This window comes from Cytobacillus sp. NJ13 (assembly GCA_030348385.1).
In the GTDB taxonomy this organism is placed as follows: Bacteria; Bacillota; Bacilli; order Bacillales; family Cytobacillaceae; genus Cytobacillus.
This window is the reverse complement of the sequence record JAUCFP010000006.1, coordinates 4262240-4284771: the sequence shown is the minus strand read 5'-3', so window position 1 is coordinate 4284771 and position 22532 is coordinate 4262240. Positions and strand designations below refer to the sequence as shown.

Annotated in this window: 26 protein-coding genes and 1 pseudogene; 13 read left to right on the top strand and 14 right to left on the bottom strand. The window is 41.5% G+C overall.

Features of this window, described 5'->3' with window-relative positions; all coding sequences use genetic code 11:
• Positions 1-103 precede the first annotated feature (103 nt).
• Complete coding sequence (locus QUF73_21255) at positions 104-1360, bottom strand: PucR family transcriptional regulator (protein MDM5228654.1); 1257 nt, start codon at positions 1358-1360, stop codon at positions 104-106.
• Between the two features lie 263 nt (positions 1361-1623).
• On the opposite strand from QUF73_21255, the gene QUF73_21250 reads away from it, so the two are divergent.
• Positions 1624-3042 carry a sodium:alanine symporter family protein gene (locus QUF73_21250; protein MDM5228653.1) on the top strand — a complete coding sequence of 473 codons (1419 nt, stop codon included), beginning with the start codon at positions 1624-1626 and terminating at the stop codon, positions 3040-3042.
• 128 nt (positions 3043-3170) lie between these two features.
• Here the strand turns inward: QUF73_21250 and QUF73_21245 are convergent, their stop codons facing one another.
• A complete protein-coding gene (locus QUF73_21245) occupies positions 3171-3422 on the bottom strand; it encodes a hypothetical protein (protein ID MDM5228652.1) in 252 nt (83 codons plus the stop codon).
• Between the two features lie 179 nt (positions 3423-3601).
• On the opposite strand from QUF73_21245, the gene QUF73_21240 reads away from it, so the two are divergent.
• The 5 genes from QUF73_21240 (at position 3602) to QUF73_21220 (ending at position 7381) form a co-directional block, all read left to right on the top strand.
• The gene (locus QUF73_21240) at positions 3602-4375 is read left to right on the top strand and encodes an SDR family oxidoreductase (protein ID MDM5228651.1); all 774 of its coding nucleotides are present in this window, start codon (positions 3602-3604) and stop codon (positions 4373-4375) included.
• A 43-nt stretch (positions 4376-4418) separates the two neighbouring features.
• Positions 4419-4868, top strand: coding sequence for a hypothetical protein (locus QUF73_21235; GenBank protein ID MDM5228650.1), 450 nt, complete (start codon positions 4419-4421; stop codon positions 4866-4868).
• Positions 4869-5897, top strand: coding sequence for an alpha/beta fold hydrolase (locus QUF73_21230; GenBank protein MDM5228649.1), 1029 nt, complete (start codon positions 4869-4871; stop codon positions 5895-5897).
• A gap of 331 nt (positions 5898-6228) precedes the next feature.
• Positions 6229-6759: a phosphatase PAP2 family protein gene (locus QUF73_21225; protein ID MDM5228648.1), complete on the top strand. Its 531-nt coding sequence runs from the start codon at positions 6229-6231 to the stop codon at positions 6757-6759.
• 100 nt (positions 6760-6859) lie between these two features.
• Entirely contained in the window at positions 6860-7381 is a 522-nt protein-coding gene (locus QUF73_21220; protein MDM5228647.1) for a MerR family transcriptional regulator, read from the top strand.
• Positions 7382-7422: 41 nt separating this feature from the next.
• On the opposite strand, the gene QUF73_21215 is transcribed toward QUF73_21220, so the two are convergent.
• The 4 genes from QUF73_21215 to QUF73_21200 form a co-directional block, all read right to left on the bottom strand.
• Complete coding sequence (locus QUF73_21215; GenBank protein ID MDM5228646.1) at positions 7423-8019, bottom strand: sulfite oxidase-like oxidoreductase; 597 nt, start codon at positions 8017-8019, stop codon at positions 7423-7425.
• 96 nt (positions 8020-8115) lie between these two features.
• Positions 8116-9426: a Na+/H+ antiporter family protein gene (locus QUF73_21210; GenBank protein ID MDM5228645.1), complete on the bottom strand. Its 1311-nt coding sequence runs from the start codon at positions 9424-9426 to the stop codon at positions 8116-8118.
• Between the two features lie 273 nt (positions 9427-9699).
• Positions 9700-11202: a leucyl aminopeptidase gene (locus tag QUF73_21205; GenBank protein ID MDM5228644.1), complete on the bottom strand. Its 1503-nt coding sequence runs from the start codon at positions 11200-11202 to the stop codon at positions 9700-9702.
• 89 nt (positions 11203-11291) lie between these two features.
• On the bottom strand, positions 11292-11669 hold the full coding sequence (locus QUF73_21200; protein MDM5228643.1) for a DUF309 domain-containing protein: 378 nt from the start codon (positions 11667-11669) through the stop codon (positions 11292-11294).
• Between the two features lie 134 nt (positions 11670-11803).
• On the opposite strand from QUF73_21200, the gene QUF73_21195 reads away from it, so the two are divergent.
• The 3 genes from QUF73_21195 to QUF73_21185 all read left to right on the top strand — a co-directional run bounded on the left by QUF73_21195 (position 11804) and on the right by QUF73_21185 (position 13873).
• Positions 11804-12469 carry a hypothetical protein gene (locus QUF73_21195; protein MDM5228642.1) on the top strand — a complete coding sequence of 222 codons (666 nt, stop codon included), beginning with the start codon at positions 11804-11806 and terminating at the stop codon, positions 12467-12469.
• 127 nt (positions 12470-12596) lie between these two features.
• A complete protein-coding gene (locus QUF73_21190) occupies positions 12597-13073 on the top strand; it encodes a divergent PAP2 family protein (GenBank protein ID MDM5228641.1) in 477 nt (158 codons plus the stop codon).
• Between the two features lie 14 nt (positions 13074-13087).
• A complete protein-coding gene (locus QUF73_21185) occupies positions 13088-13873 on the top strand; it encodes a cobalamin-binding protein (GenBank protein ID MDM5228640.1) in 786 nt (261 codons plus the stop codon).
• Between the two features lie 50 nt (positions 13874-13923).
• Here the strand turns inward: QUF73_21185 and QUF73_21180 are convergent, their stop codons facing one another.
• The 5 genes from QUF73_21180 to QUF73_21160 all read right to left on the bottom strand — a co-directional run bounded on the left by QUF73_21180 (position 13924) and on the right by QUF73_21160 (position 17370).
• Positions 13924-14640: a 3D domain-containing protein gene (locus QUF73_21180; protein ID MDM5228639.1), complete on the bottom strand. Its 717-nt coding sequence runs from the start codon at positions 14638-14640 to the stop codon at positions 13924-13926.
• Between the two features lie 190 nt (positions 14641-14830).
• On the bottom strand, positions 14831-15154 hold the full coding sequence (locus tag QUF73_21175) for a YuiB family protein (GenBank protein MDM5228638.1): 324 nt from the start codon (positions 15152-15154) through the stop codon (positions 14831-14833).
• A 133-nt stretch (positions 15155-15287) separates the two neighbouring features.
• On the bottom strand, positions 15288-15413 hold the full coding sequence (locus QUF73_21170; GenBank protein MDM5228637.1) for a YuiA family protein: 126 nt from the start codon (positions 15411-15413) through the stop codon (positions 15288-15290).
• Between the two features lie 159 nt (positions 15414-15572).
• Positions 15573-16064: an NUDIX domain-containing protein gene (locus QUF73_21165; GenBank protein ID MDM5228636.1), complete on the bottom strand. Its 492-nt coding sequence runs from the start codon at positions 16062-16064 to the stop codon at positions 15573-15575.
• 88 nt (positions 16065-16152) lie between these two features.
• Positions 16153-17370: an NAD(P)/FAD-dependent oxidoreductase gene (locus QUF73_21160; protein MDM5228635.1), complete on the bottom strand. Its 1218-nt coding sequence runs from the start codon at positions 17368-17370 to the stop codon at positions 16153-16155.
• A 384-nt stretch (positions 17371-17754) separates the two neighbouring features.
• Here QUF73_21160 and QUF73_21155 point away from each other — a divergent pair, with 384 nt between their 5' ends.
• Positions 17755-18753 (top strand): NAD(P)/FAD-dependent oxidoreductase, encoded by a 999-nt coding sequence (locus QUF73_21155; GenBank protein ID MDM5228634.1) that lies wholly within the window; start codon positions 17755-17757, stop codon positions 18751-18753.
• Positions 18754-18841: 88 nt separating this feature from the next.
• Here the strand turns inward: QUF73_21155 and QUF73_21150 are convergent, their stop codons facing one another.
• Positions 18842-19204, bottom strand: coding sequence for an iron-sulfur cluster assembly accessory protein (locus tag QUF73_21150; protein ID MDM5228633.1), 363 nt, complete (start codon positions 19202-19204; stop codon positions 18842-18844).
• A 194-nt stretch (positions 19205-19398) separates the two neighbouring features.
• On the opposite strand from QUF73_21150, the gene QUF73_21145 reads away from it, so the two are divergent.
• Positions 19399-20094 (top strand): DUF2225 domain-containing protein, encoded by a 696-nt coding sequence (locus tag QUF73_21145; GenBank protein MDM5228632.1) that lies wholly within the window; start codon positions 19399-19401, stop codon positions 20092-20094.
• Between the two features lie 42 nt (positions 20095-20136).
• On the opposite strand, the gene QUF73_21140 is transcribed toward QUF73_21145, so the two are convergent.
• Positions 20137-20376 (bottom strand): YuzB family protein, encoded by a 240-nt coding sequence (locus QUF73_21140; GenBank protein MDM5228631.1) that lies wholly within the window; start codon positions 20374-20376, stop codon positions 20137-20139.
• A gap of 282 nt (positions 20377-20658) precedes the next feature.
• Between QUF73_21140 and QUF73_21135 the strand changes: the two genes are divergently transcribed.
• On the top strand, positions 20659-21726 hold the full coding sequence (locus tag QUF73_21135; protein ID MDM5228630.1) for an NAD(P)/FAD-dependent oxidoreductase: 1068 nt from the start codon (positions 20659-20661) through the stop codon (positions 21724-21726).
• A gap of 39 nt (positions 21727-21765) precedes the next feature.
• Here the strand turns inward: QUF73_21135 and QUF73_21130 are convergent, their stop codons facing one another.
• Positions 21766-22089: a YuzD family protein gene (locus QUF73_21130; protein MDM5228629.1), complete on the bottom strand. Its 324-nt coding sequence runs from the start codon at positions 22087-22089 to the stop codon at positions 21766-21768.
• A 188-nt stretch (positions 22090-22277) separates the two neighbouring features.
• Between QUF73_21130 and QUF73_21125 the strand changes: the two are divergent.
• A pseudogene (locus tag QUF73_21125) lies at positions 22278-22493 on the top strand (NifU family protein).
• The last annotated feature ends 39 nt before the right edge of the window (positions 22494-22532 follow it).

Below are 22532 nucleotides of genomic sequence, written 5' to 3'. Positions count from 1 at the left end.
TCAATCTATCAAATATGATATTTACTATTGTCAGTATAATAATTTTAGTAAAGCGCTGTCATTGTTAAATCAGTAAAATTAAAGAGCCTCCATTTGTGAAAATCTACAAATGGGGGCTCTTCTTTTCGATTCTCCGGATTTTAAGTTCAAGATATAAAGAAAGTTTTGTATTCGTATTCTTCAGATCAACTTCCCCGATATCGGTTATCCTCTTTAATCGATAATTCAATGTATTCATATGAATATGCAGCTTTTTAGCTGTTTCATTCACATTGCTGTCATGATCAATGAAGGCTTCCAGAGTAGTGAGCAGATTGGTCCGATGCTCTATATCATATTTGTTAAGCTTTTCGATAGCCGGATGCTCATATGGTTCCAGCCTTTTCTTTTCAAGTATGGCATCAAGATAACGGAAAATGCCAAGCTGCTGATAGCTATAGACATGATGGATCTCTTCGGGAAATTGTTCTTTAAGGCGCAGGACCTGCAGTGCCTCCTGATAGCTTTTTTCAACTTTCTCATAGTGCTGATAAGTTGTTCCTGTTGCCCCGTTAATATGATCAATGCTAAATCGAGTCTTCATTTGATCGATGAAAAAATGGATGAATTCTATAAAAGCATTTTCGGAAAGAGCAGGTTCCGGCGGCGCAGCCAGAATAATAAATTCATTCCCCATCGCTGCATGAAAGGTAATATGAACCTTTTGGCTCGTCGAGATCAGATAAATGATATTTTGTTCTATTTTAGAGGTAACTTCATCTTTAAACCTAAAGACAAGTACTGCAAACGGCGATGGCGGTTTAATGCTTAAATCCTCGAACCTTTCTGCGATTTCATCATGGCTAAGGAAATGGCCGGTTAACAGTTCCCAGAAAAAATCCCGGTAACCCTCAGCTCTTTTTTTCTTTTGGGCGTTTAATCTTAGCATCTCCGTCCTTGCAGACTGTGCAGCAAGCTTTAGCAGGTTCAGCTTGCTTTCTGTTAAGAGGGCTTCTTCTTCGACTGCCCATATGTAGCCTAATACTTCATTATGATTACGTATGGAAATGGCTACCCGATTTCCCAGCCCGATTTCCTTTATTTCAGGGATTCTAAGAGGTTCTCCGCTTTGCATCAGCTGCGGAATCACACGTTCCTTCCATAAACGATTGATCACCTTTTCAGGAACCTTTCTGCTGATAATCGTTGCGATTCTCGCGGTATCTGTCTGGTCATCATGTGTACTGTAGGCCAGCAGGCGATGGTTAACATCTTCTATTGTAACAGGGCATTCCAGGACATCGCGGATCTTATCTACCAATTCTTCTAGATCACTAAATGCCCTCTTAAACGGATCTTTTTCCATTTTATCATCACCCAATCGTAAAACTCCTTTAAACGCCAATTCACTTTTTCTATCCTATTATATTATACCTCAATCCAACCCTGCGCTCTACCAAAGTCATCAAGCCATTCGACATAATTCGCACGGTATCTCCTTTTTTATAAAATTGCTAATAGTTTTACTTCTATTATTTGACTTGAAGTTATATTCAGATAATTTTACAATAGGACATGTTCACAAAAAAATCATATAATAATAGTTTGTTCACAGCAATTGAAAGCGTTAACATATGGGAGGCGATGGAATTTATGCTTGAGACGCTTAATAAAATTAACGGGGTGCTCTGGGGCACACCAAGTTTGATTTTGCTTTTTGGTACTGGTGTTCTTTTAACATTCATGCTGAAAGGCCTTCAATTCAGAAGGCTTATATATGCGTTTAAATTAGGGTTTACCAAAGAAGGACAGGCTGCATCTAATGATGAGGGCGATGTCAGTAACTTTAAAGCGCTTATGACAGCTCTCGCAGCAACAATTGGCAATGGTAATATCGCCGGTGTTGCCACTGCGATTACACTTGGCGGACCAGGGGCCATCTTCTGGATGTGGATTGTTGGTCTGCTGGGAATGGCAACCAAATATGCTGAAGCCTTGCTGGCAATGAAATACCGAGTGAAAAACGCAAATGGCGAGTACTCCAGCGGACCGATGTATTATGTAGAACGCGGTCTTGGCAAGAAATTCAAATGGCTTGCAGTTGCATTTGCAATCTTCGGAGCATTTGCAGCACTTGGAATCGGCAACAGTGTTCAATCGAATACCATTGCAGCTGTTATGGACACTTCATTTGGGATTAATAATTGGATTACAGGCGTTATTCTTGCTGTACTGGCTGCTCTAATCATCTTTGGCGGCATTCAGCGTATTAGTACTGTTGCTGGATTCTTTGTACCAGTCATGGCGGTTCTTTATATTGGCGGGTCACTAATTATTCTTGCAGTTAACTACGATCAGATCATCCCTGGATTCCAGACAATCTTCTACTATGCCTTCAATCCGGTTGCAGCAACTGGCGGATTTGTCGGTGTTGTAGTATCTGAAGCGATCAAGAATGGTGTTTCACGGGGTATTTTCTCTAATGAAGCCGGTCTTGGTACAGCAGCGCTTATCGCAGGCAACGCAAAGACAGACCACCCTGTAAAACAGGCTCTTGTTGCGATGACTGGTACATTTATTGTTACAATCGTTGTTTGTACGATGACTGGACTGGTGCTTATCATGACTGGTTTCTGGGACACAACAGGCGGATTGATCTCTGGTGTGGCGCATGACGGCAGCCTTGACGGCGGGGCATTAACAAGTGCAGCCTTTGCCCATGTTCTTGGAACAGCGGGTGAATATATCGTTGCATTCTCTGTTATCTTCTTCGGTTTCTCAACAATCGTCGGCTGGTATGTATACGGTGAAAAATGCTTTGAGTACCTGGTTGGCACAAAAGGAATTATGGGATACCGTGCCATTTACATCTTTGCGACTGGCATTGGTGCGGTTGCCAACTTAACTACCGTTTGGGCTTTCGCAGATATGGCAAATGCATTAATGATGATTCCTAACTTAATTGCATTAGTTCTTTTAAGCAAAGTGGTTGTTAAAGATACTAATGAATTTTTTGAAAACCACTATAAGGCAGCCAATAAGCAGCTTAAGAAAGCTGGCTGATAAGAAAAGCGGAAGGCGCCTGGAGCTAGACAATTATCGAAGCTCAAAGTTTTATACTTTCTTATTTTGTATATGTAAAACAAACACAGGTCCTGGATCTGTGTTTGTTTTTGCTTTAAGCTGTGTTCCTAAGATCTCTGCCGCTGGAATAACGGACATTCATTTTTCTCGTGAATATAGGCAAATATTCGATAGTGATAAAGAAAATCGTCAGTTAATATTCTTTCTCCTTCAAAAGAATAAGCATCTAAAAAAGCTTCTATTCTGTCTTCATCCTCTTCATCCCATACCCCTCTCATCCAGACTTTATAGGCAAGTCTGCTGTTTAATCCGTGATATCCGCTTTCTTCAAAAAGCTCCTCTATTCGCTCCCTTTCCACCTTTCTTCATCCCTCCTCGTATGTTTTCCATCCTTATCTGTTTTTATCTTCCTTATACATTTTGGGACAAGGCAAATATACAATTTTAGCACCACATGGGGATAACTTGTCTATACTATATCGAAGTCTATTTTAAGTCAGCGGGATTGATTTTTAATAACACTAAGGGAGGGATAACGATGGAATTGAACGAGTTATTTCATTTAGGCAATAAAACAGCAATTGTAACAGGAGGAGGACGCGGACTCGGCGAGCAAATGGCAAATGCACTTGGGGAAGCAGGAGCAAATGTTGTCGTCTGCTCACGCAGCATTGAAGCATGTGAGCATGTCAGAAAAAATCTTGAAGCAAAGGGAGTTAAATCTCTGGCAATTGAATGTGACATAACCAGTGAAGAAGACATTCAAATGGTCATCAGCAAGACCTTAGAGACATTTGGGAGCATCGATATTCTCATTAATAATAGCGGAACATCCTGGGTTGCGCCTTTCCTTGAACTGCCTGCTGATAAATGGGACAAAGTCATGAATGTGAATTTAAAGGGGCTGTTTTTATTTTCACAGGCTGCGGCAAAAGTGATGGCGAAGCAGGGCAGCGGCAAAATCATCAATATTTCTTCAGTAAATGGAATGAGAGGTGCTCCTTCCGCATTTCTTGATGCAGTTGCCTACAGTACAAGTAAAGGAGCCGTTATCGCACTTACAAAGGATTTAGCTGTAAAATTGGCACCCTCCGGCATTCAAGTGAACGCTATTGCTCCAGGCTTCTTTCCTACCAGAATAACAAAGATCCTGGAAAAATCGAGTTCAGTTATTCTCAGAAAGATTCCTGCCGGAAGATTTGGAAGTGAACATGACTTAAAAGGAGCAGCTGTCTTTTTATCATCCAAAGCGTCTGATTATGTGACAGGACAGGTTTTAGTCGTAGATGGAGGAATGACAGTTTCCCTCTAAGTCCATTGATTTCCTGGTTGACTTCATAGAAAGGAGAATGTTTATGTCTATTAACCATACCGAAGCCCTATTACAGGCAATAAAAAAGTTAGGGACAAAAGTGGAAAGAGAACTGAATAATTCCATTCAGAACTCAATTAACAAAGAAGAAATATTTAAAAATCTAATCACCCGTTCCGAGGTGACTGCAGCAAGCATGAAAAAACTCCAGGAAGCCATTGAGACACTATCCATCCCTCTTAATTTCCCTACCAAGACTGACGTGGCAAACGCAGCAAAATTAACTGTGCAGGCTGAAGAAAAAATGGACCTGATTGACGAAAAAGTCATGGCTTTGGCTCAATCAGTGGAGGAAATAAAAAAGGCACTTGGCAGCACTGCCGCGAATTCTCAAGCAGACCCAGATAATATTCTTCAAGTCTTATCTGATTTAAAGCAGTCGCTGGATCAGGAATTGGAATCTTCCAGCAGCAGTGAAGGCGCGGGAAAATAAATGGAACAAAATACCACTTCCAAAAAACTGCATGGTTTCTTTAAAACCATTCTCCTGCCTGATCCGGAGACCAATTCAACTCCAAGGACTGCAGTTTGGAAAAGAAATAAAGCTACACTCTGGCACTATGCCCCTTCCAGTAAAAAATACAAAATTCCGGTTTTCCTTGTATATTCGCTCGTCAATCAGCCCTTTATTTTAGATCTTGGTCCTCAGAACAGTTTAATTGAGGCTATGGCCAACAGTGGATACGATGTCTACTTGCTGGATTTCGGAATTCCGGGCTATGAGGACAAAGAGATTACCATGGACGATTATATTACTAAATACATCCAGAAAGGGGTAAAACGAGCTTTATATCACGCCAAAGCAGAAGAAATAACCGTCATGGGCTTTTGCCTGGGCGGCACTTTTGCTGCGATTTATGCGGCCATTGCGGATGAGCCGGTCAAAAACTTAGTATTGTCTGTCGCACCGGTTGACTTTAGCATCGTCCCTGTCTTTGATAAATGGGCAGAAGAATTGCGGAATGGAGAAGGCAGTCTGGACTCCATTTTTGAAGCATGGGGACTTATACCCGCCTTTGCCATCAAATCAGGAATGCGGCTATTTACTTCACCCATTTATTACTCCCATTATTTGTCGCTTCTGGCCAGGGCTGACGATGAAGCATACGCCTCCCGGTGGAAACGTTTCAGCCACTGGACCGATGGCCATATTCCATTTGCCGGGGCAGCACTAAAGCAAATCAATCATGACCTTTTGGAAGAGAATAAGCTTGTGAATGGCACATTAACCGTCCGTGAAAGGAAGGCGGTGCTAAGCAATATCAAAGCCAATTTACTCGCTGTCGCTTCGGATAATGACCGCCTTGTACCAAAAGAACAGATTTTTCCTGTCATGAGCCTGACTTCAAGTACTGACAAAACTTTCCACCTTCTTCAGGGAGGTCATGCCAATCTTACTTCAAAAGGAAAAGTTCCTGACTATTTGAACAAATGGCTGTCATCGCGCTCAGGACAAATATAATATTCAATTTCCTCTGCCTCTGCAGGGGATTCACTTTTAAAGGAGGTATCTTAATGATTTTCTGGAATTATCCAAATTATATTATAAGCGACCACACTATCAGTGCCTATATGGGTTTCGCTTCATTTGTGTTTAAAGACTTATTCTATGTATAGCTTTTAAAACCATGCAATTGCTGCATGGTTTTATTTTTTTAATGTCTATACTCAAATTGTGTTTTTAAGTGCAGAGTTGCAAATAATAAGAAAATGAACAAAAGGCAGAAGCCCCTCCAAAAAGAGAGCCTGACAGCAGGAATCTGCCCAATGACAAGAGCAGAAGGAGACTAATAATGGACATGAAGATTTTCAAGGCAATCAACCGATTGTCCGGACGTATTGCTTTCATGGACTTTTTAATGATTCTTATATCAAATAGGGCAAGGTATTTATTTTTATTCGTACTGGCATGCATGTGGCTGGCAAAAGGCCCCTCCAAAACAGCCGCGAAAAAGGCTGCTGCAGCTTCCCTGATCGCTATCCTTGTAAATAAGATCATTAAAATTTGTTATTTTAAGCCCCGCCCCTTCATAAAAAACAAGGTTGGCATATTGATCCCAGCCAAAAGAGATTCTAGTTTTCCAAGCAAACATACAGTGGTGTCGTTTGCTGCCTCTATCGTCATTTTTTACGCCAATCGATTTATAGGCCGTATTTTGCTGTGGGTTTCAGCCCTTACAGGCTTCGCGCGTGTCTGGGCTGGCCACCATTACCCTTCTGATGTAATAGGCGGTGCCCTAATTGGCGGAACAATAGGCTGGATGACAGAAAAATGTTTATATATGAATTCAAAATCCGGAAATCAGGATGATAAAAAAATGTAAAATCCGCACTATCTTTGCCGAAAGAAAACTTGTTTTGTCAGCCGGGAAGGACTTCCCGTTATCCGGATAGAATCCATTGTGAAAACGGGAGGGGATCAGAATGAATACAAGTGCTGCTGCTAAATTGTTAGGAGTTTCGCCAAGCACTATTCAGCGATGGGTTAAACAACTGGGACTCCGGGCGGAACGGAATGAACTAGGCCATTACTTATTTACGGAAGAAGACATTAACCTGCTTAAGCAGGTGCAGGATCAGCTTAACCAGGGGATTATATTGCAGGACGTTACGGTAAATGGCAAAAAGGCCAGAAAAGGTACGGTCCAGGGAGAAACAGCTGAACCAGCCATGGAGAAAATTTATTTGAAGATCAGTGAGCTTGAGCAGCGGCTGAACGGAAAGGCGGATGATGTTGTCTCCTATCAGCTGCTGCAGCACCGCAGCGAAATAGAAGAGCTGCAGAAAGAGAATGCACGCCTGCTTAAACGGATTGAGGTTCTTGAAGCCAGGACAGCTGTAAAAAGCCGAAGCATCCCCGCTGACACCCTTTTGGTTTTTGATCAGGAGAAGCCCAGGAAGAAATTAAAAAAGAAAAATATTTTTACTATGCTATTTGGATTTTAATAGGCATAAAAGCGTTACGGCATGTAACGCTTTTATGTTTATTAATCATCCCAGCTGAATCGCTGCTCACGAAAGGGGTCACCATAGTTATGATAGCCGTTTTTCTCCCAAAAACCAGGCTTGTCAATTTCAGAAAACTCGATGCCTCTAATCCACTTTGCGCTTTTCCAGAAATAAAGATGCGGAATCACGGCTCTTAGAGGAAACCCATGCTCAGGAGTCAGGAGCTCACCGTTATGAGTATGGGCAAGAAGGCTAGTGCCTTTTAGAAAATCTTTAATGGGAAGGTTGGTGGTCCATCCTTCTTCCGCATGGAGGATTACAAATTGCGCGGTTTCTTTTACACCTGCCCGCCTGGCAATCTCAGCGGCGGAGACTCCCTCCCAAATATTATCAAGCTTTGACCAGCCCGTAACACAGTGGATATCATTTTTATACTGTGTCTGAGGAAGGTTCATTACCTCCTCATGCGAAAGGGATAATTCCTTTTCTACTTCCCCAAATATCTGCAGGTTCCATTCTTGAATATCCTTATAGTGCGGGACATTTCCATAATGCAGTACAGGAAAAGCCGTCGTCATATTTTGATTTGGCGGTACCCGGCTTGAGGCCGGTTTTCTTATTTTCCCAAAATACACTGAAGCCACCTCAGTTCTTTTTCCTTTATCGTACCCTACTTTACGGACTGATAAAAGCAATGAGAAAGCAGCCCCCTTAATGGAAGCTGCTTAAATTTATAAGATAATTGCCGCCAGCCATCCAAACAGGATGAGCGGAATATTGTAGTGAAGGAATGTTGGCACACAAGTATCCCAGATGTGATTGTGCTGTCCATCTGCATTCAAGCCTGCTGTTGGCCCCAATGTGCTGTCTGATGCAGGCGAACCGGCATCTCCAAGAGCAGCGGCTGTCCCTACTAGAGCAATAGTTGCCATCGGGCTGAAGCCAACCTCTAGTGCAAGCGGCACAAATATGGTTGCAATAATCGGGATGGTTGAGAATGAAGATCCAATCCCCATCGTAACAAGTAAGCCGACAAGAAGCATAAGCAATGCTGCAAGTGATTTATTATTGCCGATGATTCCTGCCGCTTGTTCAACAAGGCTTTCAACATCGCCTGTTTCTTTTAATACATCTGCAAACCCAAATGCAGCCAGCATAACAAATCCAATAAACGCCATCATCTTCATACCCTCTGTTAAAAGCTGATCTGCCTCGTTCCATTTAATTGAACCGCTGATATAAATAACCAAAATACCTGTCAGCGCCCCAAAGATCATCGAATCCAGCTGCAGCTGTACAATGAGAGCTGCTGCAATCGCAATGAGAGAAAAAATAATGCCCTTTTTGGAATAATTGCCTTTCTCCGTCTCCATTAATTCTGATGGACGATAATCCCTTTTTTTTCGGTAAACAAATAATGCAACTAAAAGACCAGCTATCATACCGGCTACAGGAATAAGCATTGCCTTCGGGATGTCAGCCATGTCCACTGCCAATCCGCTGTTCTCCATATTTTCTGCGAGTATTCCGTGGAATATTTGGCCAAATCCTGCAGGCAGCAAAATATACGGAGCTGTCAAACCAAATGTCAACACAGATGCTATCAGACGGCGGTCCATTTGCAGCTCATTCATAACCTTCAATAAAGGCGGAATTAAAATCGGAATAAACGCGATATGAATCGGAATCAGATTTTGAGAAAAAATAGACATTAATAAAATGGAAAATATGATGAGTGCCTTTGATAATGTTTTCCCTCTCGATTCCCCGTCTTTCCCGACCTTTTCCAGAACCCAATCCACCAATAGATTCGGAAGTCCTGTTGCGGAAATGGCTAGGGCAAATCCGCCCAATAACGCATAACTTAATGCAACCTCAGCACTGCCGCCAAGCCCATTTGAAAAAACTTCTATTGTTTTATCTATGCTTAATCCGCCTGCCAGCCCGCCTGCCAATGCGCCCGCCACAAGGGCTAAGACCACATTGACACGCAGAAGGCTGAGAACAAGCATGATCAAAACTGCAAGTATAACTGCATTCATGATGCAACCCTCTTTCTGTACTTATGTTTCATTATACTTTATTATGCTAAATTGGTAGAGAACTAAAACACAAGTATTAAACTATCATACTTCTACTTTTCATGTCAATGATTTCGGGCAGATTCAGAAATGGGAGTTTGCGCCAGACGCTGTGTTGGCCGGTATTTCGGGTTAACCTGCCGGTAAAGTTCATTTCTTACAGTTCCATTGCGAATTTAAGCTAAAAAACTGCATAAAAAAACTCCGGATCTCTCCAGAGTTCTGAATTCATCTTTATTTTGCTTCAAATCTTTCAACCAGCAGTGCCAATGTACGCACCATAACGCCTGTCGCGCCGTCTGGTCCAAGATCATGGCTTTTTGCTGTTGTGGCTGTACCTGCAATATCAAGATGCACCCATGGTGTGTCTTCGGCAAATTCACCGACAAATCCTCCGCCCATAATGGCATGGCCGGCACGTCCAGGCGAATTGTTCAGATCTGCAACCTTGCTGCTTCTGATTCTTTCTTTATCTTTTTCAAAAAGAGGCAGACGCCAGATTGGTTCGCCAGCTTCATAGGATGCTTCCAGCACCTGCTCAAACCACTCTTCATTATTGGTTAATGCACCTGTTGTTTCTTCCCCCAGTGCAACAATGACACCGCCAGTCAGAGTTGCAACATCCACCAGGTAATCTGCTCCATGATGCTTCGCATATGTTACCGCGTCAGCAAGAACCAGACGCCCTTCTGCATCAGTGTTAAGGACTTCAATGGTTTTCCCGCTCATGGATGTGATGACATCATCCGGCTTAAACGCTGTTCCGCTCACCATGTTATCTGTGGAAGGAATAACAGCGACAACATTTTGTTCAGGCTTCAGTTCGCCGATGACTTCCATTGCGCCAAGCACAGCCGCTGCACCGCCCATATCTGTTTTCATCCCGACAATGCCATCCTTCGGTTTAAGGGAATAGCCCCCTGTATCAAAGGTAATTCCTTTGCCCACCAGGCCGATGACATCCTTCCATTCTTCCTTGCCCTGATATTTTATGACAATCATTTTAGGAGGCTCTGCTGATCCCTGATTAACTGCCAAAAGAGCACCCATGCCAAGTTTAAGCATGTCCTCTTTTTCAAGGATTTCCACTTCAAATCCGTATCTCCAAGCCAATTCAGAAGAGTAATTTGCCAGATCAGTGGCCGTCAGCATATTGCCTGGCAGATTGACTAATGTACGGGCTGAGTTCGTTCCTTTTCCGTGGGCATATCCTACTGTAAGGGAGGCCTTTACATCTTCCTCATCTGCGGCTTCGCAGTAAACGGCTATACTTTCAATATCTTTTTCCGGTTCATTCGATTTCTGTTTGTAATCTTCAAACTTATAGGTGGAAAGGGCAAATGCCTCGCTGGCTGCATGGGCTGCATCAAGCGCATCTACATTTCCACCAATAAATGTATCAAGATGGACACCTGCATTTTGTAGCTTGGACGACTTCACTTCCTTAAATGCCCGGCCCAATGCTTCACGCAATTCTTCAAAGCTGAATTCTTTTTCTTTTCCAAGACCAACTGTTATTAATCGTTTGGCCCCGATTTTTCCAAAAGTATGTATTTTTGCAATAGCTTTTTTCTTGGCAGAAATATCCCCGCTTTTCACCAGCTCTGTCAGTTGGCCATCAAATTGTTCATCTGCACGGGCCAGTACACCTTCAAACCTGGCTGGTTTATCGAAGACACCAACGATCAGGCATTCCTGTTCGGCTGAGAAGTCAATTTCTTTCTTTACTGAAAACATTCTCGCACCCCCATAATATATTTTCATCTTATTATATCGAAAATATTGAATTATTTCGACTATCTAATTTTATGATGTTTTTACTTTTGCTAATCTTCCAAATATAGCACCAGCTGCGGCAGTTTAGGAAGAGTTTCTATCATTTCAAATGGGAGCCGATCGATATCTTTCGGAAAAATAGAGAGGCATTCTTCAATAAACTCATACACATGCTCAAGATTAATCCCCCAGTGTTTAGGCCGGTAAGACTGCAAGTATTCCTGTGCCGCCTGCATCATCAGCCTTGCTCCTTTGACATTGCCGTATTCATAATGATAGATGCTGACACTCATTTGCAGCAGGCCTTTCAAAAATAGATTGCCTTTGTCAGTCATCCACATTTCCTCAAGAAGATCATGGCATGTATAATAGTCACCTTCATTGAAACTAATAAAGAATTCGTAGTATTCAAGAGGATAATCTTCCATGAAATCACCCCATGTTCAGGACTTCCTATCACTTTCATTTTAACAAAAAGGATAGAGATTATCCTATATGTATAATCCTTAAGTATATTCTTTAATTATTGGGTAAAGAAAATAAAGACTGAAAGGAGAATGTTATGGATCCTCTATTGTTTGCCGCCTTTGCAGCAGGATATATCCTGCTGTTCTTCTGGGCGCTAAGCACTGTTAAGGACAGCGGCCTCATTAGTGCTGTCTTCCTGCTTCCTGTACTTCTAGGGTTAATTTACGATAACGGAATTCTGGCTGCTGGCCGTTTTATCGGGGAGGGCAATACTTTAAAGCATCTGAATTATGCCCGGTTTTGGATTCACGCCTTTTTCACGCCATTGCTTGTCCTATACTCCTGGAATACTTTAAAACAAGCAGATCTGGAATGGGCCAAAACAGGCACATTTAAATGGATTGCCTATTTGCTTACTGCAGGATTAATTATTCTGGAACTTACTGCTGAGGTATTTGGTCTTAAACTGGAAGCAAAGTGGGAATATGGTGTTCTTAGCTATTCAGATACAGAGGCACCAGGCGGCCCTCCCATTATGGTGCTGATCGTATCTGCTGTGCTGCTGGCGGCATCTGCTGTTATTTGGCGCAAACAGGGCTGGTTTTGGTTTTTTGCCGGAGCTGTATTGATGATTATCGGAAGCGCCATTGATATTCCAATTGAAAGTGCAGCTGCCCTGAATGCCTTTGAGTGGCTTCTTTTGTTTTCCCTGACTGCAACGTCGTATTTTCAAAAAAAGCATCGTTTAACAAAAACTTAAAATAGATCAGCTTGCAGGAAGGAACAATCTGTTGGAGAATATTAGTTAGTATAGCTTTCGGCAGTTCCCGAACCTGCATATTTGAAGCTGCAAGGGGAGTATCATACAACTTAGGAGGTGGTCTCATATGGAATTATTGACAAATTTTCCTTTATGGTCTGCTTTGGCAGCCATCTTCTTTGCCCAATTTGTAAAAGTGCCCATTCAATTTATTGCCACCCGAAAAGTGGATTGGTCCCTTTTGACAAGTACTGGCGGAATGCCAAGCTCACACTCAGCAGCAGTAACTGCCCTTTCAACGGGAGTGGCACTAGAGACTGGAATAGACTCGGCTGTATTCGCTGTCTCAGCCGTATTTGCCATTATCACGATGTTTGATGCTACAGGAGTGCGACGTCAGGCTGGGGAACAGGCAATTGTTTTAAACCAGCTTGTTGCCGACTTCAATAAATTTGTTGAAGAAGCAAAGACATGGCAGAAGAAAGAAGGCCAAGAAAAACAGAAAGAATTGAAGGAGCTGCTTGGCCATAAGCCGATAGAAGTTCTATTTGGCGGCCTGACTGGAATCCTATTGACTTTAGCACTTCATTATTTATTTTCCTGAGGGTGTGATTTAATGTGAAAATCCTTTCCTTATGCCCAAGCAACACGGAATTAGTGGAATACTTGGGATTTACTGATATGCTCGCGGGGGTGGACGATTATTCGGATTGGCCGGACAAAATATCCAGGCTGCCCCGGCTGGGCCCTGACTTGTCTATTAATATGGACAAAGTAGAAGAATTGAAGCCTGATCTTGTGCTGGCATCCCTTAGTGTACCCGGCATGGAAAAGAATGTAGCGGAGCTTGAAAAAAGGCAGATTCCCCACATTGTTTTAAATCCTCAAAGCCTGGCAGATATTGAACAGGACCTGATTCTTGCTGCAGAAAAAATCGGTAAGCCTGAAAGAGGTGTTTTGGCTGCTAAAGAGTTTGCGGAAAAAATAGAGGCACTTAAGCTCATCTCAAGCAGGATTGAAAAAAAACCAAGCCTCTATTGGGAATGGTGGCCAAAGCCCGTATTTACACCCGGCAAAGTCAATTGGCTGACAGAAATCAGTGAGATTGCCGGCGGAATGAATTTATTCAGGGATGTTGAGCTTGCAAGTGTCCAGACTGATTGGGATGATGTCCTGAATCGGCAGCCGGATTATATCTGTCTCGCCTGGGTCGGTGTCAGAAGAGAAAAGGTAAATCCGGAAATTGTCCTGAAACGTCCAGGCTGGAGTGAAATGGAAGCAGTTAAGCAGAACAGAATCCTGGTTCTGGAAGAAGAACTTTTTTGCAGGCCTTCACCACGGCTAATTGAAGGAGCCATAAAACTAGCTAAAAAGATCCACCCGCAGGCATTTTCTATGTTATAAAAATAAAAAGGCAAATCCGATTATTTTCGCGGATTTGCCTGCATTCCGAATTATTTTTTCTCAGATTTAATATATTGCTGTCTAAAAACCTGCATGGATTCATTTTCATTCAGTAATTTTAATTCTTCTTCCGTCAGGGTTCCATCGCCCATTTCAACGATGTAAACATCGAGCGTTTTCTTTCCCCAGTTATTATAAACATCATCCACTGTTTCATAATAAAGGTCCAATTTATTCCCTTTAATAGCGCCGCCTTTATCTGCTACAACACCATATCCATAATCAGGGATAAACAAAATCGTTCCAATCGGAAAAACATTCAAATCTGCTGCGACTGTAGAGTATAAATCTCTTTTTACTTTAACGCCTGAGTATGTAATGCCAAAGGACGGATGATCCGGATTTTTGCCTGTCGACTCGTAAAATGCCGTATATCCAGTAGCTATTACTTGTTGCTTCTGATACTGCGACCAGTCAATCGATTCTTCCAGTGTCGGCGGCTGTTCACTTGCCACAGCTTCACTCGCAGAAATCTTAGGCTCCAGACTCACTGCCTGCTTTAAAAACTTAAATGCTACGCCAACCGATTTTAATGTATGGTCAAACTTTGAATTTCCATCCTCGTCAGCTTGTTCACCATCACTTTGATGCAGCTGAATAATTGATCGTGCTTCCACTCCGGAAATCGAATGGAGAGTTGTCAATAACGCGCCTATAAATAAGGCTGACATTACCGAACGTTTCATCCATATTTTAAATTTGCTCATCTATTACACTCCTCCCAAAGTTATTCATTTCCCATCTTCGAGAGAAATATTCATAACTTATGGGAGCGGAAGCCTCCAAGCATCCGTTTTCAGACAGGCTAAAACCAGTAATACCATAGGCTTGGGCGATTTGATTACACTAATCAAAAAAATAAAAAATCCCTGCCGCAGCCGAGATTATATAACCAATTTAAAACATCCGATATCCTTTTTTACGAAGCAGCCTAATCGTAATTCCGGCAACGATGGCGCCTGCCATTCCGCTGCTTAATATGAGGATGTCAGCCAGAGCGAGGCTGGACAATTCAACGCCAAGGCTGGAAAAGGATTCCCCCGGTTTTTGAAAATACTCAATAAAACGAACTTTATCGATGATAAAGATGGCGATAATAGGATAAATAATGGCCATGATCCAAGACATTCTTAACAGCATATTTAATATAAAACCTATTCCAAAAAACAGCACAAAAAATAGAAGCATCGAAATAGGCAAAACGAAAATCGTCATTTGCATGAACTTGTTTCCTCCCTTAGCACATCAATATTTAGTGTACTTTAATGTGGATTGGGGAGTCAACAAGAAAAGCGGGAGCGCCAGCACACCCGCTAATGAAAAGAAAAACTTCGCATTCCGCGAAGTTTTTGGTTTATTCCTTTTTCTTTCCTGTACCACCGCAGCAGCTGCAGGTTTCAGATCCACCTAACAATAATTGAAAATACCCTTTCCCTGAACAATACATACACTCTTTATTTTCATGATTCTTAGCTGTCATTTCATTCATCTCCTTTGAATTTCGTAACTGAATTTTCTGATAATATATCAAGGATATGATTAAATGAAAAGCTCCATATTTCATGAAAAACTATCGTTGGAAACGCATACAAGCATTGTTTGCTTCTAATTCCTCGTTCTATCTCTAAATTTCAGAAAATTATAAAAATAGTTTATATGCTGTGTATCCGAAAGTATCTCCGGGATTAATGCCATTAATCAAAGGCTTTATAGAGGAATCAGAAGAATCTAATATGTATTTTAAAAGAACTGATCCATCCGGGTCATTAGCGAGCTCTTTCGGATCACGATATTGCACGTCAAAAAGTTCACTTTCCTGAACTTTTAATGATTGTCCAGGCTCTGCTTCAAGCAAAAACAAAACCATATTATCGCTGACTTCTCCTTTGATGACACCTGTTCGCAATCCAAGCAAGCCTTTCACTGAACATTTGATTCCAGTCTCTTCTTCTACTTCACGCACTGCAGCTTCATCAGCAGTTTCGCCTGGTTCCACAAACCCTGCAGGCAGAGACCATTTGCCTTTAAGGCCTCCGTATTTCTTTTTAACGACAAGCCAGTTGCCTTCTGGGGAAATAACAAGCCCAGAAACCGCAAGCCAGACCTTTCCCCTTTTATGTTCGACTCCCATCCGAAAACCCCCTTTTACATAAATTCTACCACGAAAAAAAAGGGACAGACTATAGAGTCCATCCCCTTATATAAATGATAGCTATTTATTAAAGAACGTTGAATTTACCTTTTTTCAATACAAGTGATGGTCCGCCAACCATGTAAAGAGCACGGTTATCGATCATCTTCTTCATGAATGAAGCTTTAGTACCAACCATTTTCTTGCCGAATGCAACACCGATCGCATCGTGTTCACCAAGAGAACATACAGTACCTTTAATATCTGGAGTAAATGTTTCAAGTTCAGTTTTATTGCGGATTAAAGCAGTAATGTTTCTTGCACATACTTCACCCTGCTGCATAGCAATTTGTGCAGTAGGAGGGTATGGACGGTTAATTTCTTCATTGATGATTAATGAGCAGTCTCCGATGATAAACAGATTATCATGGCCAGGAGCACGCAAATCAGGCTGAACTTTTACACGGCCGCGCATTGCTTCGATGCCAGAATTTTCAATAATAGAATTTCCGCGTACACCTGCAGCCCAGACAACAGTTGCAGCTTTGATTTCTTCTACTTCATCTTCGCCCTTGCCAACGATGATGCCTTCAGGCGTAGCTTCCTTAATAGCTGTTCCAATCATGAATTGTACGCCTTTTTTCTCCAGGTGAGATACAGCGTAATTAACAAGCTCAGGATCGAAGCCAGGAAGAACCATTGGCGCTGCTTCCACGCAAATGATTTTCACTTTGTGGTAGTCTACATCGTACTCTTTGCAAAGCTCAGGAACACGGTTTGCCAATTCTCCAAGGAATTCAATGCCCGTGAAGCCTGCACCGCCGACAACTATTGTAAGGCGCTCGTCTTTTTTCTGGGCGTCTGTATTGTAAGTAGCAAATTGATATTCAATATGCTCACGGATATGACGCGCAGCATTTACATTGACAATAGAAAATGCATGTTCCTTAAGTCCTTTAATACCGAATGTTTCCGGCTCGGCTCCAAGAGAAACAACTAGATAATCATAGTCAATTTCGCCATTTTCCAAAATGACTTTCTTTTCTTCTGTTTTAATTTCAAGAGCAGTTCCCTGAACGAATTCAACTTTGTTGCGGTCAATAACATCTTTTATATCATAGCGTACACGATCGTGATGAAGTGTTCCGGCTGATGCCTCATGCAGCCATGTTGTTTCATAATGGTAGTCATTCTTGTTCACTAAAACGATTTCCGCTTCGTTAGTTCCTACAGATTTCTGCAAACGGGTTGCAACCATCAAACCGCCGTAGCCTGCACCGAGGATAACAATCTTTGGCTTTCTCAAGTGTATCACTTCCACCTTTTTTAAGTATTTTCTAATGTTTTCTTATCTTCCACTGCTTTATATTTTTTATAGCAAAAAACATAAAAAAACTTTGTGATGTTATTCACGAATTAGTTCAAAAAAACTCAACAAAATTGTCATAAAATATTAACATTATTCCTCCATTACATCTTATTCTACTTCATATAGTTTTTCAAGCCTAAAAAAATAGACGAAAAACTTAAAAATCTCAGGATAACTTAAAAGAATATACGTGTTTTAAATGCAGGGTTTTCATTTGAAATCTTCCAATTATTCATAATATTTACCTCGATTGATGAGGTTTTAAACGATTTATGTTAGAATAAAGAGTGGAATTTCAATACATACGTGGGGGGATATTGCATGAAAGAAGATCAAAAAGTGTATGACATAACCATTATTGGCGGGGGGCCAACTGGTTTATTCACTGCTTTCTACGGTGGCATGAGACAAGCATCAGTTAAGATTATTGAAAGCTTGCCTCAGCTTGGGGGACAGTTATCTGCTCTTTATCCTGAAAAATACATATATGATGTTGCCGGCTTCCCGAAAGTCCGCGCCCAGGAATTAATTGATAACCTTAAAGAACAAATGGCTAAATTCGAGCCCACTGTATCACTTGAACAATCTGTTGAAAAATTAGAGAAACAAGCTGATGGAACATTTAAGCTTACAACCAATAAAGAGGTACATTACTCAAAAACCATCATTATCACTGCCGGCAATGGCGCGTTCCAGCCTCGCCGTCTTGAACTTGACAGCGCAGCTCAATACGAAGGCAAGAACCTTCATTACTTCATTGATGATTTAAATCAATTCGCCGGCAAGAAAGCAGTTGTTTTCGGAGGCGGGGATTCTGCAGTAGACTGGGCATTAATGCTTGAGCCTATCGCTGAACAAGTAACGATTGTTCACCGCCGCGATAAATTCCGTGCGCATGAGCACAGTGTAGAGAATCTGCAGAGCTCTAAAGTCGAAATCAAAACGCCTTATGTGCCTGCTGAGCTTATCGGTGACAGCGAAGGAATCAAACAAGTCGTCCTGGAAGGTGTTACTTCAAAGGAAAAAGAGGTATTTGATGTTGATGCTGTAATCGTAAACTACGGTTTCGTTTCCTCCCTCGGTCCTATTAAGGAATGGGGTCTTGAAATTGAAAAGAACTCCATTGTTGTTAACTCAAGAATGGAAACAAATATCGAAGGCATCTATGCTGCCGGTGATATCTGCACATACGATGGAAAAGTGAAGCTTATTGCCTGCGGTTTCGGTGAAGCGCCAACTGCAGTGAATCACGCAAAATCCTACATCGATCCCAAAGCGAAAGTCCAGCCAATGCACAGTTCATCCATGTTTGGCAAATAAGATATGAAAAGGACGGCCCTTCGGGGACCGTCCTTTTTTGAGGCAGCTATTCGAAATTAGTTAAGTAACTGTCTAGAAGCAATAGTATTTAGCACTCTTCCGGAGTACCTGTATTTGAAGCGGTACGGAAAGAGGATCCACAGCCGCAGGATGCAATGGCATTGGGATTGTCGATTGTGAATCCGCCGCCCATCATAGATTGTTTGTAATCAATTTTTGTGCCTTTTAAGATAGGGGCATCTTCCTTGCTGACAAGAACCTGGATACCATAGTGATCTGACTGGATATCATCTTCCTCGACTTCATGGGCAAACCCCATTCCATAGGAAAGTCCGCTGCACCCGCCTCCTTTAACGGCTACACGTAAGAATGCATCTTCTTCCTCATTTTGTTTCATCATTTCTTTTATATGCAAAGCTGCTGCTTCTGTTATATCCACAACTTGTTCCATGTTATTCCCTCCTGTCCATGTAAGGATACTTCTATATTCATAGTATATACAGTAAAGTGTATGTGCTCAACTTAAGAGACTTTTTCTTATTATTGTTTTTTCTGAACACTGCATAATAAATAGTTCTTTACACCCTTAAACTAGGCGGAATATGGTACAATAGTCATGATAATTATCTTCGGAGGTGGCATTCTATGCAGCAATTAAAGCCTACTTATGATAAAAAATGCGAATGCAGAGTCTGCAAAAAGAGTTTCACCACAAAAAAACTCCGCTCCCGATTTGTAAAAGCATCTAATTATGACAGTGATTTTTGCCCAAATTATTCTGGTGAAAGCATGAATCCTCTTTTATATTATATTAATACTTGCCCGCATTGCGGCTACTCAGAATCAGAGGACTTTTCCCCTTATTTTCCGCCCGGAGCCCTGGACATGATCAATTCTAAAGTTGCGGATGCCTGGATACCGCAGGATTATTGCCAGGACCGCACCATCACTGCTGCAATCAACACCTATAAGCTTGCTATTTATTGCGGAACTTTAAAAAGGGAGAAGCATATTATTATGGCTGGTTTATATATCAGACTGGCCTGGCTCTGCCGAAGTATAAAGAATGATAATCAAGAACAGCGATTTTTAAAGCTTGCTCTAAAAGAATATTCGGAGTCTTATATGTCAGATGATTTTAAAGGATCATCCATTTCTGAAACGAGGATTTTCTATCTGATCGGAGAGCTATCCAGAAGGACATATCAGTCCGAACAGGCTGTTAAATACTTTTCGAAAGTAATTGAACTGCAAAGCCGCTCCACTGAACCTAAATTAATTGAAATGGCAAGAGAACGATGGTATGAAATGAGATATGAACAAAAAGCTGCTGCTAAATAAGGAAAAAAGAAAAGGAGCGAATTATATCGCTCCTTTTCAATATTAAAACATCGGATTTTCATCCAGATATTGATATATATTTTCAACCAGTTCATCTGGTGTTTCTCCAGTAACCACTTCTCCGTTCACAAGCGCAAAAAGAGTGCTTGCACATTTGCCGCAATACCCGAGACAGCCATATTCGATGACATCCAGGTCATAATCCTTTTCCAGCTTTTCTAGCGCTTTTTGAGAGCCGCTGGCCAAATTGCTGATGCAAAATTCGATGATTGGCTTAATCACATCTTTCACCTCTCTACCCTGTTAATGCTACCTTTTTTACTTGAATTCTGCAAGAAATGGATTCCGTTCTCTCCTTTAAAAGTGCACATATTTACCACTTCATGTCGTTTATTGTCAAGTTTCCTGCTGATATGTGTTGTGATTTTGACACAATTTCGTTATACTTTTTATGGGTTTGAGGTTATTAATATCATTTATTTATTTATTTTTTTAAGATAACTAATTAACGTTTATTTGATTTCGGATAAAGTAAACAGTACGGACATAAAGGGGAAATATACTATGAAAAATCTTGTGATACTTGGCGGTGGTTATGGCGGTATGAGGGCGCTTGCACGACTTTTGCCTAATCAGCTTCCTGATGATGTCTCCATTACACTAATAGATCGTGTGCCTTATCATTGTTTAAAAACTGAATATTACGCTCTTGCTGCAGGTACCATCTCTGATCAGCATGTGCGTGTATCCTTCCCTGAACATCAAAGATTGACCATAAAATACGGTGAAGTGACAAAAATCAGCATCGAGGAAAACAAGGTATATCTTCAGGGTGAAGAGCCTGTTTTATATGATGATATAATAATAGGGCTTGGATGCGAAGATAAGTACCACAATGTTCCAGGAGCCGACATTCACACATATAGCATTCAAACAATTGAAAAATCCCGCAGAACGTATGAAGCTTTAAATAATTTATCACCAGGCTCTGTTGTTGGAATTGTCGGTGCAGGACTAAGCGGAGTGGAACTGGCTTCTGAATTAAATGAAAGCCGTCCAGATTTGAAAGTCAAACTGTTCGATAGAGGGAAGCATATATTGTCTGCATTCTCTGAAAGATTAAGCACATATGTAGAAAATTGGTTTTTAGAACATAATGTAGAAATTATTAACCAATCAAATATTACTAAAGTAGAAGAAAAAACCCTTTATAATCATGACGAAGCCATCCACTGTGATGCCATCGTATGGACTGCCGGCATCCAGCCGAACAAAGTGGTTCGTGAAATGAACGCGGAAAAGGATCAGCAAGGACGCGTAGTTTTAACCAAGCATCACAATATCCCTGGAAATGAACATGTCTATGTGGTAGGGGATTGTGCAAGCCTTCCACATGCACCAAGTGCCCAGCTAGCTGAAGGGCAGGCTGAGCAAATCGTTCAAATCCTATTGAAACGCTGGAAAGGTGAGGAACTCCCTGAAACATTGCCAGTAATCAAGCTAAAAGGTGTTCTTGGATCACTGGGCAAAAAGCATGGATTTGGTCTAGTCGCAGAACGCCCTATCACAGGACGCGTTGCCCGCTTGCTAAAATCAGGGATTTTATGGATGTATAAATATCATAATGGTTAAGAAATAAAAATGAGCATCCCTTTCGATGCTCATTTTTTATTAAACTGCCTGGTATCCGTACCTTTCCATTTCCGCATAGATCGTTTTTAATTTCGGATTGCCTTCACCGACAATTTCATCCTCAATCAGGACAACCGGGTAAAACATATCCTCCTCTATCACTCGCAAGGCGAACTCCTTTTTGTCCTCTTCTTCGGGCGGATTATGAATGTCAACATATACGATTTTAAAAGGCTGATTGGCGAATTTGCGGGATACAGCCGCCTCCAGCCATTCGTATGTCTCCTTGGATGATGGCAGATTCACACAGCTTGGACAAAGCTGCTCCGCACCATACACAGTGATTTCAATTTCTTTTTTCAATCTTCTCTCCCCCTATGCAAAACTTGTTCTTACCTTCATTTTACAACATTAACAAAGAGCAAACCTAATAAAATATTCTCCTAATGAGTGGAAATTACGCTCTTTGAATAGATTTTTAAGACTGATTTGATTATAATAAATGTATGGAAAGGAGTCGATTTCACATGGCAGAACAAACGACTATGACTGAACAAGTTCAGGAAGTATTAGATAAATTGCGCCCATTCCTTCTTCGCGATGGCGGGGACTGTGAATTGGTGGATGTAGAAGATGGCATCGTTAAATTGCGCCTTCTTGGTGCATGCGGCAGCTGCCCAAGTTCAACGATTACGTTAAAAGCCGGTATTGAGCGCGCTCTTTTAGAAGAAGTACCTGGTGTAGTCGAAGTAGAACAAGTATTTTAATTTTACCTTACAAAAAGCGATGTCGTCATGACATCGCTT

What these genes read in the sequence shown, in the direction of transcription:
- QUF73_21250 (MDM5228653.1), top strand. Translation starts at nt 1,624, where the DNA reads ATGGAATTTATGCTTGAGACGCTTAATAAAATTAACGGGGTGCTCTGG.
- QUF73_21240 (MDM5228651.1), top strand. Translation starts at nt 3,602, where the DNA reads ATGGAATTGAACGAGTTATTTCATTTAGGCAATAAAACAGCAATTGTA.
- QUF73_21235 (MDM5228650.1), top strand. Translation starts at nt 4,419, where the DNA reads ATGTCTATTAACCATACCGAAGCCCTATTACAGGCAATAAAAAAGTTA.
- QUF73_21230 (MDM5228649.1), top strand. Translation starts at nt 4,869, where the DNA reads ATGGAACAAAATACCACTTCCAAAAAACTGCATGGTTTCTTTAAAACC.
- QUF73_21225 (MDM5228648.1), top strand. Translation starts at nt 6,229, where the DNA reads ATGGACATGAAGATTTTCAAGGCAATCAACCGATTGTCCGGACGTATT.
- QUF73_21220 (MDM5228647.1), top strand. Translation starts at nt 6,860, where the DNA reads ATGAATACAAGTGCTGCTGCTAAATTGTTAGGAGTTTCGCCAAGCACT.
- QUF73_21210 (MDM5228645.1), bottom strand. Translation starts at nt 9,426, where the DNA reads ATGAATGCAGTTATACTTGCAGTTTTGATCATGCTTGTTCTCAGCCTT.
- QUF73_21205 (MDM5228644.1), bottom strand. Translation starts at nt 11,202, where the DNA reads ATGTTTTCAGTAAAGAAAGAAATTGACTTCTCAGCCGAACAGGAATGC.
- QUF73_21200 (MDM5228643.1), bottom strand. Translation starts at nt 11,669, where the DNA reads ATGGAAGATTATCCTCTTGAATACTACGAATTCTTTATTAGTTTCAAT.
- QUF73_21195 (MDM5228642.1), top strand. Translation starts at nt 11,804, where the DNA reads ATGGATCCTCTATTGTTTGCCGCCTTTGCAGCAGGATATATCCTGCTG.
- QUF73_21190 (MDM5228641.1), top strand. Translation starts at nt 12,597, where the DNA reads ATGGAATTATTGACAAATTTTCCTTTATGGTCTGCTTTGGCAGCCATC.
- QUF73_21180 (MDM5228639.1), bottom strand. Translation starts at nt 14,640, where the DNA reads ATGAGCAAATTTAAAATATGGATGAAACGTTCGGTAATGTCAGCCTTA.
- QUF73_21175 (MDM5228638.1), bottom strand. Translation starts at nt 15,154, where the DNA reads ATGCAAATGACGATTTTCGTTTTGCCTATTTCGATGCTTCTATTTTTT.
- QUF73_21170 (MDM5228637.1), bottom strand. Translation starts at nt 15,413, where the DNA reads ATGACAGCTAAGAATCATGAAAATAAAGAGTGTATGTATTGTTCAGGG.
- QUF73_21165 (MDM5228636.1), bottom strand. Translation starts at nt 16,064, where the DNA reads ATGGGAGTCGAACATAAAAGGGGAAAGGTCTGGCTTGCGGTTTCTGGG.
- QUF73_21155 (MDM5228634.1), top strand. Translation starts at nt 17,755, where the DNA reads ATGAAAGAAGATCAAAAAGTGTATGACATAACCATTATTGGCGGGGGG.
- QUF73_21150 (MDM5228633.1), bottom strand. Translation starts at nt 19,204, where the DNA reads ATGGAACAAGTTGTGGATATAACAGAAGCAGCAGCTTTGCATATAAAA.
- QUF73_21145 (MDM5228632.1), top strand. Translation starts at nt 19,399, where the DNA reads ATGCAGCAATTAAAGCCTACTTATGATAAAAAATGCGAATGCAGAGTC.
- QUF73_21135 (MDM5228630.1), top strand. Translation starts at nt 20,659, where the DNA reads ATGAAAAATCTTGTGATACTTGGCGGTGGTTATGGCGGTATGAGGGCG.